The organism is Blastomonas sp., from assembly GCF_030373265.1.
Classification (GTDB): domain Bacteria; phylum Pseudomonadota; class Alphaproteobacteria; order Sphingomonadales; family Sphingomonadaceae; genus Blastomonas.
The window spans coordinates 51,834-64,237 of sequence record NZ_JAUCZC010000018.1 but is presented as its reverse complement, the minus strand read 5'-3'; the positions used below and the strand labels follow the sequence as shown (position 1 = coordinate 64,237).

Annotated in this window: 14 protein-coding genes; 9 read left to right on the top strand and 5 right to left on the bottom strand. The window is 64.1% G+C overall.

The annotated features are described in order from the left end of the window. The first annotated feature begins 150 nt into the window (after positions 1–150). Both QUV11_RS11855 and argC read left to right on the top strand, forming a co-directional pair. Complete coding sequence (locus QUV11_RS11855; protein ID WP_300882947.1) at positions 151–1,122, top strand: NlpC/P60 family protein; 972 nt, start codon at positions 151–153, stop codon at positions 1,120–1,122. Continuing rightward, complete coding sequence (argC, locus tag QUV11_RS11850) at positions 1,119–2,057, top strand: N-acetyl-gamma-glutamyl-phosphate reductase (RefSeq protein ID WP_300882982.1); 939 nt, start codon at positions 1,119–1,121, stop codon at positions 2,055–2,057. Before QUV11_RS11855 ends, argC begins: the two co-directional genes overlap by 4 nt. Positions 2,058–2,066: 9 nt before the next feature. Here argC and QUV11_RS11845 read toward each other — a convergent pair whose 3' ends face one another. Together QUV11_RS11845 and QUV11_RS11840 are read right to left on the bottom strand one after the other, a co-directional pair. Continuing rightward, positions 2,067–2,969 (bottom strand): diguanylate cyclase, encoded by a 903-nt coding sequence (locus tag QUV11_RS11845; protein WP_300882945.1) that lies wholly within the window; start codon positions 2,967–2,969, stop codon positions 2,067–2,069. 123 nt (positions 2,970–3,092) lie between these two features. Continuing rightward, positions 3,093–4,301 carry an acyl-CoA dehydrogenase gene (locus QUV11_RS11840; protein WP_300882944.1) on the bottom strand — a complete coding sequence of 403 codons (1,209 nt, stop codon included), beginning with the start codon at positions 4,299–4,301 and terminating at the stop codon, positions 3,093–3,095. Between the two features lie 167 nt (positions 4,302–4,468). Here QUV11_RS11840 and QUV11_RS11835 point away from each other — a divergent pair, with 167 nt between their 5' ends. Next, on the top strand, positions 4,469–4,672 hold the full coding sequence (locus tag QUV11_RS11835; protein WP_300882942.1) for a hypothetical protein: 204 nt from the start codon (positions 4,469–4,471) through the stop codon (positions 4,670–4,672). On the opposite strand, the gene QUV11_RS11830 is transcribed toward QUV11_RS11835, so the two are convergent. Then, positions 4,662–6,194, bottom strand: a complete 1,533-nt coding sequence (locus tag QUV11_RS11830) for a cryptochrome/photolyase family protein (RefSeq protein ID WP_300882940.1) — start codon at positions 6,192–6,194, stop codon at positions 4,662–4,664. The genes QUV11_RS11835 and QUV11_RS11830 overlap by 11 nt on opposite strands. Before the next feature lie 151 nt (positions 6,195–6,345). Here QUV11_RS11830 and QUV11_RS11825 point away from each other — a divergent pair, with 151 nt between their 5' ends. Further along, positions 6,346–6,768, top strand: coding sequence for a DUF983 domain-containing protein (locus QUV11_RS11825; protein WP_300882938.1), 423 nt, complete (start codon positions 6,346–6,348; stop codon positions 6,766–6,768). A 3-nt stretch (positions 6,769–6,771) separates the two neighbouring features. On the opposite strand, the gene QUV11_RS11820 is transcribed toward QUV11_RS11825, so the two are convergent. Next, positions 6,772–7,206: a DUF2147 domain-containing protein gene (locus QUV11_RS11820; RefSeq protein WP_300882937.1), complete on the bottom strand. Its 435-nt coding sequence runs from the start codon at positions 7,204–7,206 to the stop codon at positions 6,772–6,774. 219 nt (positions 7,207–7,425) lie between these two features. Here QUV11_RS11820 and QUV11_RS11815 point away from each other — a divergent pair, with 219 nt between their 5' ends. The 5 genes from QUV11_RS11815 (at position 7,426) to QUV11_RS11795 (ending at position 11,134) form a co-directional block, all read left to right on the top strand. Next, on the top strand, positions 7,426–8,730 hold the full coding sequence (locus tag QUV11_RS11815) for an isoprenylcysteine carboxylmethyltransferase family protein (protein WP_300882935.1): 1,305 nt from the start codon (positions 7,426–7,428) through the stop codon (positions 8,728–8,730). An 82-nt stretch (positions 8,731–8,812) separates the two neighbouring features. Further along, complete coding sequence (locus QUV11_RS11810) at positions 8,813–9,223, top strand: c-type cytochrome (RefSeq protein ID WP_300882932.1); 411 nt, start codon at positions 8,813–8,815, stop codon at positions 9,221–9,223. Between the two features lie 110 nt (positions 9,224–9,333). Beyond that, positions 9,334–9,732 (top strand): Co2+/Mg2+ efflux protein ApaG, encoded by a 399-nt coding sequence (apaG, locus tag QUV11_RS11805; RefSeq protein WP_300882980.1) that lies wholly within the window; start codon positions 9,334–9,336, stop codon positions 9,730–9,732. Positions 9,733–9,744: 12 nt separating this feature from the next. Next, positions 9,745–10,557: a LysR family transcriptional regulator gene (locus tag QUV11_RS11800; protein WP_300882930.1), complete on the top strand. Its 813-nt coding sequence runs from the start codon at positions 9,745–9,747 to the stop codon at positions 10,555–10,557. Between the two features lie 7 nt (positions 10,558–10,564). Next, positions 10,565–11,134, top strand: a complete 570-nt coding sequence (locus QUV11_RS11795) for a GNAT family N-acetyltransferase (protein WP_300882928.1) — start codon at positions 10,565–10,567, stop codon at positions 11,132–11,134. On the opposite strand, the gene QUV11_RS11790 is transcribed toward QUV11_RS11795, so the two are convergent. Next, on the bottom strand, positions 11,070–12,392 hold the full coding sequence (locus QUV11_RS11790) for a serine hydrolase (RefSeq protein WP_300882926.1): 1,323 nt from the start codon (positions 12,390–12,392) through the stop codon (positions 11,070–11,072). The genes QUV11_RS11795 and QUV11_RS11790 overlap by 65 nt on opposite strands. Positions 12,393–12,404: the final 12 nt, after the last annotated feature.

Genomic DNA, 12,404 nt, shown 5'->3' with positions numbered 1-12,404 from the left:
GATTTCGCAGGCATTTTCTCCCGGTTTGCGCTGTGCTAACCGGCGGCTTAGACAAATTGCTCCAACTCGTCTATCTGCGCCGCCTGCCCGATGCCATGGACGGGCGCAGGATCATGTCGTGGCGATAATTTGCGCGGGGGACCGGGTTTCTTGACACATTCTACGGGCTCTTTGGCGACACGTTCGCTGGCGGGTGGATCGGCGACAGATTTGCCGCCGGGCGCGACGGGCAGTCCCTCCGCCCCGGTACAACAGTTCGTGTTGACCGGGCCGGTGACGGACTATGATCCGCGCGTCACGCCCATCCGCGGCGACCTTGCGGATATCGCGCTGGCTGGCCGCTTCTTCGCGCCGCATTATGTCGCGCCGCAAATCCACCGCGTTACCGGCGCAGGTGCGATGATGCGCAAGGCTGGATCTGGCGATGCCGAGGCGGTGAGCCAGTTGCTGCCGGGCGAGGCGTTCGCCTTGCTCGACACAGCGGGCGAATGGGCCTGGGGCTATGGGCTGCACGATGGCTATTGCGGCTATGTTCGGCTGGACCAGATCGCGCTGGACACGCCCGACCCCACGCATATCGTCCATGTCCGCCGCGCTTTGGTGTTCGCCGGGCCGTCGATCAAGACCCCAATGCTCGCGGCTTATCCGATGGGCGCGCAGATCACCGCCGGTGAGACGAGCGAATGCGGCAAGTTCCTTGCGGTCGCGGGCGGCTGGATGTCGGCACGCCACGCGATCGCGATCGAACAGCAGACCTGTGATCCGGTCGACCGTGCCCTGCAGCTCGTCGGTGCGCCGTATCTGTGGGGCGGACGCGGCGGCGAGGCGCTCGATTGCTCGGGTCTGGTGCAGCTGGTGCTGGCGCTTGCCGGACACGATGCGCCGCGCGACTGCGACCAGCAGATGGCGGCAGTGGGCCGTATGCTCGCCGATGACGAGGCGCTGCAGCGCGGCGACCTGGTCTATTTCCCCGGCCATGTCGGGCTGATGACGGATGACTCCACGGTGCTGCACGCCAATGCGCACTGGATGCAGGTGGTGGCAGAGCCGCTCGCCGATGTTATCGCTCGCTTCCCCGAAACGACGCCGCAGCCGGTGCTGGCGCGCAAGCGGATCATCTGATGCCAAAAGTCTTCATCGACGGTGCCGTCGGCACCACCGGCCTGGAAATTGCCGAACGGATGGCCGGTCGCAGCGATTTCCGCGTGATCAGCCTGTCCGAGGCCGATCGCAAGAACGTTGCCGCGCGGGCGGCGATCATCCGCGATTCTGATTTCGTCATCCTGTGTCTGCCCGACGATGCCGCGCGCGAAGCCGTCGCGCTGGGCGAGGGCGCACCGACCCGGTTCATCGATTGTTCGACCGCACACCGGGTTGCTGACGGCTGGGTCTACGGCTTTGCCGAGTTCAGCGCGGGCCAGCGCGATGCGATCCGCACCGCCGCCCGGGTGAGCAATCCTGGCTGCTACTCGACCGGGTTTATCGCATTGGTCGCGCCTCTGGTCGAGCAGGGGCTGCTGCCATCCGACCATGGCTTCATCGTCAATGCGGTCAGCGGCTATTCGGGCGGGGGCAAGGACCTTATCGCCCGGATGCAGAACGATGCGCCCGAGATCGGCTATCGTGCCTATGCGCTGGGCCTCGAGCACAAGCATTTGCCCGAAATGCAGGTGCGCTGCGGGCTCAGCCGGTCGCCGCTGTTTGCGCCTGCCGTTGTTCGCGCGTTTCGCGGAATGCTGGTCGATGTACCGCTGTTTCTCGATCCCGAACTCGGGTTTGCAGATGCGCGGACGCTGCACGAGGCCCTGGCCGATCATTATGCCGATGAGCCGCTGGTGTCGGTCGCCCCGGCGGGCACTGCTCCTGCGGAGCTGTTGGTGTCGGAAGGCGATGCAGCGAGCGACTGTCTGAAGCTTTACGTGCTGCCCAGCGCCGACGGATCGCAGGTGCGCCTGATCGCGATGCTCGACAATCTGGGCAAGGGCGCGAGCGGTGCTGCGGTCCAGAATCTCAACATCATGGCCGGACTCGACGAACTGGCAGGCCTTCGCATCTGATGGCGGCGGTCAGCGCGCGCGCTTGACCGCGTACAGCGCCTGGTCGGCGCGCAGGAACATGGCCTCGGCGTCATAAGAGATGGCATTGTTGGCCATCGCCACGCCGTGGCTCGCTCCGGCCTCGAGCAAATGCCCCTGCCAGGCGATAGGCATCCGCAGCAGCGCGATGGTCGATGCGATGCGGTGGCTCAGCCGCTGCAGGTTGCGGTCGCTGGGTAGCAGCACGGCGAATTCATCCCCGCCGATGCGGGCGACCATCAGGGCGTCGGGGAAGGATTGAGAGATTCGCTGGCCGAACTGGACCAGGCACGCATCGCCCGCGGCATGGCCATACAGGTCGTTGATCTGCTTGAACCCATCGACGTCAAGCAGCAGCAAGGCGCCGAGCGGGCGGATTCCCAGCGCTGATCCGGACGCGTCGAGGAACCGGTGCTGGAAGACCGAGCGATTGGCTAGCCCGGTCAGGCTGTCGCGATGGGCGAACTGCTGCAGCGCGTCGAATTCGGTGCGCTGGCGGGTGATATCCTGTTTGGTGCCGACCAGCCGCAGCGGGCGCCCGCGTTCACTCTCCACCTGCGCGACGATCTGCACCCAGCGTTCGGTGCCATCAGGGCGGTTGATCCGCGCGTCGAGCGTGAACCCCGAACGGCGCTCGATGGCGCGGCTGCGCAACCGGTGCAGCGTATCGCGCGATTCCTCGTCATACAGCGCGACGATCTCCTGCCGGTCCGGCAGCACGCTTTGGTCGACGCCGAACATGTCATAGACATTGCGCGTCCACGACAGGGCTTCGGTCTGCAGGTCACATTCGAAGACGCCGATACCTGCACGGGCGATGCTGCGGGCAATGCTCCGCGGGTCCGGTCCGGCACAGACCCGGGCCGGACCGACACAGATGTCTGCGTTGCGCATCCTGAAATTATGCCCAGACTCGCCCATATTCTCGTGAAAAGCTCCCCGAAACGCCTTTTGCCGACGCTAGGGTCCTGTAGTTAACAGCTTGTTACGCCGGGGTTTATTTTGTCAGCAGTGCTGTCAGAAAAATGCCTGGATCCCGGTCTGCGCCCGGCCGAGGATCAGCGCGTGCACATCGTGCGCCCCTTCATAGGTGTTGACAGTCTCCAAGTTCACCATGTGGCGCATCACCTGATACTCCTCGCTGATGCCGTTGCCGCCATGCATGTCACGCGCTTGCCGCGCGATATCGAGCGCCTTGCCGCAGTTGTTGCGCTTGACGATCGAGATCATCTCGGGCGCAAACCGGCCCTCGTCCATCAGCCGCCCGACGCGCAAAGACGCCTGCAATCCCAACGCAATTTCGGTCTGCATGTCGGCGAGTTTCTTCTGGAACAATTGCGTGGCTGCGAGCGGCTTGCCGAACTGCACCCGGTCGAGGCCATATTGCCGCGCGGCGTGCCAGCAGAATTCGGCCGCGCCCATCGCGCCCCAGGAAATGCCATAACGCGCACGGTTGAGGCAGCCGAACGGCCCCTTCAGGCCCTCGACATGCGGCAGCAGATTCTCTTCGGGAACATCGACCTCGTCCATCTGGATCATGCCGGTGGTCGATGCGCGCAAGCTCAGCTTGCCCTTGATCTTGGGCGCGTCGAGGCCCTTCATGCCCTTTTCCAGGATGAAGCCGCGGATCTGGCCATTATGCGCCTCGGACTTGGCCCAGATGACGAAGACATCGGCAAACGGGCTGTTCGAAATCCAGGTCTTGGCGCCCGAGATGACATAGCCGCCATCGACCTTTTTGGCGCGAGTCTTCATGCCTGCGGGGTCGGATCCCGCATCGGGTTCGGTGAGGCCGAAACAGCCGATCAGCGTGCCGGCGCACAATCCGGGCAGATACTTGCGGCGCTGTTCGTCGCTGCCATAGGCGTTGATCGGATGGATCACGAGCGAGCTTTGCACCGACATCATCGAGCGATAGCCGCTGTCGACGCGCTCGACCTCGCGCGCGATCAGGCCATAAGCGACATAGCTCGCTTCCGCGCCGCCGAAATCCTCGGGCAGGGTCGCGCCGAGCAGCCCGGCTTCGCCCATCATCGGGAACAGCTCGGGCGCGTCGATCTCCTCGCGAAAGGCATCGATCACGCGGGGCTGCAGCACATCCTGCGCGAACCCGCGCGCGCTTGCCTGGATCAGCCGTTCCTCTTCGGTCAACTGCTCGTCGATCAGGAAGGGGTCGTCCCAGGTGAAGGGGATGGTCTCGGCCTTGCGGATGCTGTCGTGTTTCATGGCCGAGGGTCTAGCGCAGCTTCCTGTGCGATAAAACCTCAATTTCGGGTCGGCATTCGACGCCTATGCGAGGCGCCTGGGAGGCGCGCGTGTCCGGTTCTGGCACAGGGCAATCTTAACCATCATTTGCGTTGGGCAATGGTTAAAAAGCCGTTAACACCTTGAGCATGCAGCGATTGATCCTCTCGTCCACCCTGACGCAGCCTCACCGCTTTCGCGGGAGCCTTGCGGCGCATGTTTTGGCACCGACGCCGGTCGACGAACCCGAGGTGCTGGCCAGTCGCAAGAAAGCGCAGCGCAACGAGGAAGTCCGGCTTTTTCTGCTGAGCTTTTCGGCCTTCTTCGTGGCAATCACCTCGTTTATCTGGTGAGCGTATCGAGGAAGCGGGCGGCATCCTTGCGAATCGCCGCCTTGTCCTCGGCATTGCGTTTCGACCAGTTGCGATAGGGCATGGCGAGCCGCTGGTTCTTGCCCAGGACCGCTTCGTTGCGATCGAGAAAATCCCAGTAGAGCAGATTGAACGGGCAGGCCTTGGGGCCGGTCTTGGCCTTCACGTCATAACGGCAATGGCCGCAATAGTCGGACATCGTGTTGATGTAGTTGCCGCTCGAGGCGTAGGGCTTGCTGGCGAGCAGCCCGCCATCGGCAAACTGGCTCATCCCCAAAGTGTTGGGGAGCTCGACCCACTCATAGGCGTCGGCATACACCTCCAGATACCATTCGTGCACCGCGTGCGGATCGATCCCTGCGATCAGCGCGAAATTGCCTGTAATCATCAACCGCTGGATATGATGCGCATACGCATGGCGCATGGTCTGGTCGATCGTCTGCGCCATGCAGTGCATGTCGGTCTTGCCGTCATAATAGAAGGCGGGGAGGGGGCGCCGGGCGTCGAGCACGTTGCGCTGCGCATAATCGGGTCCCTCGCGCCAGTAGATGCCGCGGACATATTCGCGCCAGCCGATGATCTGGCGGATGAAGCCCTCGGCCGCGTTGATCGGCACTCGGCCGCGCTGGTATTCGACCTCCACCGCCTGGCAGAGCGCCAGCGGATCGAGCAGACCGCAGTTGAGATAGGGCGAAAGGATCGAGTGCCACAGGAACGGCTGGTCGGTCAGCATCGCATCTTGGTAATCGCCGAAGCGGGCGAGGGCGTGGTCGATGAAATGCGCCTGCTGGGCGAGCGCGTCGGCGCGGGTGGTGGCAAAGGCGAAGTCCTCCAGGCTGCCGGGATGGTCGGCAAACCGGCGGGCAACCAGAGCGAGCACCTCGCGGGTGATCGCGTCAGGCTTGAACCGCAGCGGCTGCGGGATCAGCAGCGGTTCGTTCGGCGGAGGCTTGCGATTTTCACTGTCGAAATTCCATTCACCGCCCTCGGGCTTGCCATGCTCGTCGATCAGCAGTCCCGTCTTGCGGCGCATGTCGCGGTAGAAGAACTCCATCCGCAACTGCTTGCGCGCGGCGGCCCAGGTGTCGAACTCGGCATGGGTGCAGACAAAGCGGCTGTCCTCGCGCAGATCGACCGGGACATCGAACCTGTCGGCCCATTCCTGCATCGCGGCAAGCACCCGCCATTCGCCCGGCTCGGTTGCGACGGTCCGTCCAGGTGCGTGACGCTCGATCGCACGCGCGAGTTCTCCGGTGAACGACCCACTGTTGTCGGGATCATCGAGCCGCACATAATCGACCGTCCAGCCTTTTGCGCGCAGATCATCGGCGTGATGGCGCATGGCGGAGAGGATGAAGGCGATCTTGGCCTTATGGTGGCGGACGTAGGTCGTCTCCTCATCCACCTCCATCATCAGCAGCACACTGGTGTCGGGATCGGCACCGTCGAGCGCGGACAGATCATGGCTGAGCTGGTCGCCCAGGATCGGAATGAGGGTCTTCATGCGGGTGCTGGTATCCTCGACGATGCAAGTCTTAATGATGGGGCGCAATGGCGCGCGATCAAGGACGGCGATTGGCTTTGATGTTCACAGACGCAATCCCTATCTTGGGTGCGGCGTCGGTGCACCTGCCAGCGTCTTCGAGAGACCTTTTATGCCCCATTCCGCCACGCCCGCTCACGATAGCACCGGCCTCAGTGCCGTGCAGATCGCCTTGCGGGGGGTGCGTAACCATTGCCCGCGCTGCGACCACAAGCCGCTGTTCGCCCGGTATCTCAAGCCGGTCGAGCGGTGCGCGTGCTGCGGGCAGGACTGGACGCTGCACCAGGCGGATGATTTTCCCGCCTACATCGCCATCTTCATCAGCGGGCATCTGCTGGCACCGGTGCTGATCGCCGCCGGAAGTCGCGAACTGCTGCCGATGGGGGTGCTGGCGCTGGTCGCGATCATTGGCGCGCTGCTGCTGACCATTGCGCTGCTGCAACCCGCCAAGGGCGCGGTGATCGCGCTGCAATATCATTGGCGCATGCACGGGTTCGGCGAAAAGGAAGCGGCCGCGCCGGGCAAGCCCGACTGACGCTCAGAGTTTGCGCCAGATCTGCGACTTGCACAGCAGCCCGCCCAGTATGCAACCACTGATCTTTATGCGGTTGGCGTCGAGCTGCTTGATGGTGGAATAGTAGGTGTCGCCAAGATCGGGCACGAAGACATTGCCGCGCCAATGGCCAGGTTTGGTCTGGCGGTAATTGCGCAACAGACTGGTGCCGATGAGCTGCGGCGTTCCTCCGGAAGCGGCGTCCTTCTTGGCAAGGTCACTGGCCCAGCTCACCTTGCCGCACAGTTCTGTGCCGCAAGACTGGGTGACGACACGCACGTCGCCGGTGGGGTTTTCCCATGTGCCGTGAATCGCTTCGGCACCGGCCGGCACCCCGGCCGTCGCTGCTCCCATGCCTGCGATGGCGAAGCCAAGCCCCGCCCAAGCGAGTCCCGTCACCCGCACCAGCCCCAGATACATATTCAAACCCTTTGCAACCCTTGTCCCGGTATCTCCCACTTGAGCCTGTCTCCTACGAGAGCCCAGACCCTATACCGGAGCTACGATTAGCGCACGATCGTGTTCCCGTGTCGAGCGGCTTTCCAGTTCCCGCCTCAATTTGCGACAAAATGCAGGGGCTTGGCTGCGCGCATATTCTTTCATCCAATCCTTACCAATCTGGGTTAAGGAAGCGGAACGATGTCCAGCGCCGTCCTTGCCGCTCATGATCCCTGTCCACCCAGCGCCGTCAGCCATGGCGCGGGACTGATCGGGCTTGTCGGGCTGATCGGCTGGGTGCTGCTGGCGCGGCACTATGCATGGAGCGGCCCCAACGCCGCTCTGGTGTGCTGCATCGCCACTGGCCTTCCGATGGTGTTGTGGTCGGTGCTGGTCGACAAGGTGCACAGGCGACCCAGCACCGGACTGGACTGGGCCAATCCGCGCCCCGTGAAGGATGTCATCGACACCAGCCTGATCAAGCTGACCGGGCTGTGGATGACCTGGGCCGGGATCGCGGCGATCTACGCGACCACGCGCTGGTACTGGACGGGCAGCTACCAGTTCTCGATGAACGTGTTCATCTATGCGTCGCCGTTCCTGTTTTTCCTGTCGATCCCCTATGTCATCTGGGTCGACCGCTATCTGAAGGATCAGCGCGACGGGGCATGGCATTTCGGCGCGCTGATTTCGGGCCAGCCAGGCTGGGAGCGCGACGCGATCTACCACCATCTGCGCGCCTGGGCGGTGAAGGGCTTTTTCCTCGCGTTCATGCTGTCGATCGTCCCCGGCGGCTATGCCGATATCGTCAACGCCAATGTCGCCGAAATCGCGACCAACCCGGTATGGATCGCCAGCTGGCTGATCATCGCGATGTTCCTCGTCGACGTGCAGTTTGCCACCGTCGGCTATGCGCTGACGCTGAAGCCGCTCGATTCGCATATCCGCACCGCCAACCCCTATATGGCAGGCTGGGCAGCGGCATTGATCTGCTATCCGCCGTTCGTCCTGATGGGCGACAACGGCCCGCTCAATTATCATGTCAACACGGCAGATTGGACCTACTGGTTTGAAGGCAACACCCCGCTGTTGATCCTGTGGGGCGGGTGGCTGGTGTTGCTGACCGCGATCTATGCCTGGGCCACGGTGGTGTTCGGCATCCGCTTTTCCAACCTCACCCATCGCGGTATTCTGACCCACGGGCCCTATCGCTGGACCAAGCATCCTGCGTATCTCTCCAAGAACACCTATTGGTGGTTTGCCACCATGCCGTTTCTGGTGACCAACGGGTCGTGGGTCGATGCCGTGCGCAACGCCGCGCTGCTGGCCTGCGTGTCGGGGGTCTATTACTGGCGCGCGCGCACCGAGGAGAGGCACCTGATGGCCGATCCCGATTACGCCGCCTATGCCGCATGGATGGACCGCCACGGTCCGGTGCCGCGGCTGATCGGCTGGATGACCGGCAGGCGCGTAAAGCCCGACGCGATCCCCGCCCCGGCGGAATGACCGCGCGGTCGGGTTGGAACCGCGGAGCGACGCCCCCATATCCTGCGCTTCCCTCAAGGTGCGCGGAGCAATGCAGTTGACGATGTCCTTGAAGTCGCTTTCGTTCACTATCCCGGCAGCGTCGCTGGCCTTGGCGTCGCTGGTGGTGACCAGCCCGGTTCTCTCCGCCGCCCAAAGCCCGGCCATGGCAGGCGATGCCGCACGCGGCGCGAAGGTGTATCAGAGCAATTGCACCGGCTGTCATGCGCCCGACACCAACAGCGTCGGACCCGCGCATCGCGGCGTATACGGGCGCAAGGCCGGCAGCGCGCCGGGCTTTGCCTATTCGCCGGGCCTGAAAAAGGGGGGCTTCGCCTGGGATGCCGCGCGGCTCGACGCCTGGCTCACCAATCCGCAGGCCTTCATCCCCGGCGCCAAGATGGCCTTTCGCTTGACCAGTGCGCAGAGCCGCGCCGATGTGATTGCCTATCTCAAACAGGGCGCGGCACAATAAAGGCACGCATTCCGGACTCCGCCGCGGCGGCACAGGAATTTATCCGATGCCCCCTTTCCCACGACCGCTGAACGAGGCATATTATGGCCATGGACCGATTTTCAGACAGCATGGACAAGTTTTTCGGCCATTCTGCGACCACGCACGGCGTGGCCGTCAGGGTCGCGGTCAGCTTTCTGCCTGATCGTTCGCGCGCGGACTCGGCGCATTGGTTCTGGTCCTATCACATCCGCATCGAAAACCATTCGGACAGCGCGGTGCAACTGCTCACCCGCCATTGGGTGATCACCGATGGCCGCGGCAATGTGCATCAGGTCGATGGTGAAGGCGTGGTCGGCGAGCAGCCGGTGATCCTGCCCGGCAAGTCGCACGATTATGTCTCGGGCTGCCCGCTCACCACCCCGACCGGGCGGATGGAGGGCATCTATCGGATGATGCGCGACGACGACCAGGTGATCACGGTGGAGATTCCGCGTTTTCCGCTGGTCGCGCCCGCCGTTGCCGATTAATCGGCATTCCCCATGAAGCGTACTCATCTTCCGCTCAACGGCCTGCGCGTGCTCGACGCCGCGGCGCGCCATCTGAGCTTCACCCGCGCGGCCGATGAGCTGGCGGTGACACCGGCTGCCGTGGGCCAGCAGATCCGCGCACTCGAAGACATGCTCGGCGTTGTCCTGTTCCGCAGGACCCCCAAGGGACTTGAGCTGACCGATGAAGCGGGCGCGGGGCTCGATGCGCTGCGCGGCGGCTTCCTGCAGTTCGAGGAAGCGGTCCGCGCGATGCAGCAGGGCCAGTCGAGCTTCCGCCTGACCATCGCGGTGCCGCGCGACTTTGCCGCCAAATGGCTGCATCACCGGCTGATCAACTATGCCGCCGCCAATCCGGAGATCCGCTACACCCTGGTATCGGGGGACACCGATATCGACTTCACCGAAGCCAATCTCGATTGCGCGATCCGGCTGGCCGATGGCCCGGCGGAACTCGAGGGCGCAGTGATAGGCCCTGCGCAGTTCATCACCGTTGCCGCGCCGGGCAATTCGGGCGACCGTCGGATCGAATGGCCCGGTTGCGGCCGCGACCAGAGCGAGACCGAAGCCGATGGCAGCGCGGTGATGCAGGTGGCCGATGCAGGGTTGGGCCTCGATGCGGCCATTGCGGGCTTCGGCAGCGTGACCGTTCCGTATATGCTCGCCGAGCGTGATCTGACCGAAGGGCGCCTGGTCGCCGTCGGTGAGGCCAGGCCATCGCGCCGCGCCTATTGGGTGGTCGCGCCGACCCCGCAATGGCGGCAGAAGAAAGTGCGCGCTCTGGTCGAGGCGCTGACCGCGCTATGACCGCCCCATGACCACGATGCCGGTGCTGGCGAGCGAGCGGCTCGTGCTTCGCCAGGTGCGTGTCAGCGATGCCGAGGCGCTGTTCGAGGTTCTGTCCGATGCGGAGCTGATGACCTGGTGGTCGTCGGGCCCGCACAGCTCGGTCGACGACACCCGCGCCTATCTCGAACCTGCAGCCGTCGGCGAATGGCGAAGCTGGGCGATCACCCGGGCCGGCGACGACATCGCGCTGGGCTGGGTTGCAGTGCATGACCGGCGCGAGAACGTCAGCGAAATCGGCTATATCCTCGCCCGCTCATGCTGGGGGCAGGGCATTGCGCGCGAGGCCGTGACCATGGTGCTCGACCAGTTGCTGATCACCGAAGGCCAGCGCCGGGTCTTCGCCGATGCCGATCCGGAGAACCTCCACTCGATCGGCTTGCTGACCGCGATGCGCTTCGTGCAGGAAGGCCATCTGCGGGCCGAATGGGAAACCCATATCGGCGTGCGCGATAGCCTGATCTTCGGTCTGCTCAGGGACGAGTGGCTGGACCGTCGCCCGCAACCAGCTGATCGAGCAGCCGGGTCATCAGCGTGACGAAACCCGGCTGGTCGATATCGGCCGCCGGATTGTTGGCCACCGCCGACACGATATAGCGCTCGTCGGCCGGGCTGTGGGCAAGGAAGCTCATCGCCATGATCCCGGGCTCAGACCCGCCCTTGTAGCCGAGATACGCCCAGCGCGCCGCATTGACCGGCGCAATGCCCGCATTGACCGTGAGGATCGCGCGCGTGACCGGATCGCCCTCGCGCTCCAGCATCGCCAGCAGCCTTGCGATGTCGGCGGGGCTGGCGAACCATTCCACCGTATCGATCTGGTTGGGGCCGCCGGTATAGACCGACAGGTCGAGCTTCGGCAGACTCAGCGTGTCGCCCGCTTGTGCCAGGATCGCGGTCTGCCCGGCATCATCGGCGGCCAGGAAGCGGTCGCGCAGGGCTGCATTGGCGGGCATCTTCAGGCCGGTGACCGCCTGGGTGGGCAGCAGCGGGATCATGTCGGACGGACGGGCATGGCCGCTGGCGCGCACAATCGCCGCCAGCTTTGTCTGGCCGATTGCGGCGATGAGCGTGTCGGTGGCGCTGTTGTCGCTGATCGAGATCATCAATGTCGCCAGCGACTGCAGCGTCATCGGCGCCTTGTCGGGCCAGGCCTGAGTGATGCCAGAGGGGTGGGATTTTTGCGCCAAGGGCAGCACATCGTCCCACCGCCGTTCGCCCGCGCGCACCGCCCGATCGATCTCGGCGAGCACATAGAGCTTGAACACCGACGCGATGGCAAAGCGCTCCTCCGCCGCATGGCTGGCGATGGTCTCGGTTCCCGCATCGGTCAGCTTCTGGACGACAAAGCCGCTACGCCCGGGCAGCGCGGCGATATCCGCGGTGATCTGCTCAAGCGTATCGCCCTGCGTCCGCGAGCCGGTGACGAACAATCCTGACAGCTTGCTATCCTGGACGCCGATGGTGAAGGTGATGATCGCCTTGTCGAATCGGATATCGACCCTGGCCGAGCGCGCATCCATCGGCTGGATCGCATCGACCGCCGACGCGTCACCAAACTGCGTGTTGAGTTGGACCAGCACCGTGGCGAGCTGATCAGGCGGTACGGCGGTGAGGAAGGCGGGGGTGAAGATGGTTGCGGGCTCGGCCGTGCCCTGAAGCAGCGCGAGGACATCGCGTGCGGGCTGGTCGAAGGTGGTTTGGGTTGCAGGGGCGGGGGGAGGTGCATCAGTCTGTGCGATGGCTTGGCTTCCGAAAGCAACCGACAGAAAGACCAGCGCGAAGACAATACGCTCCATGACCTGTTCCAG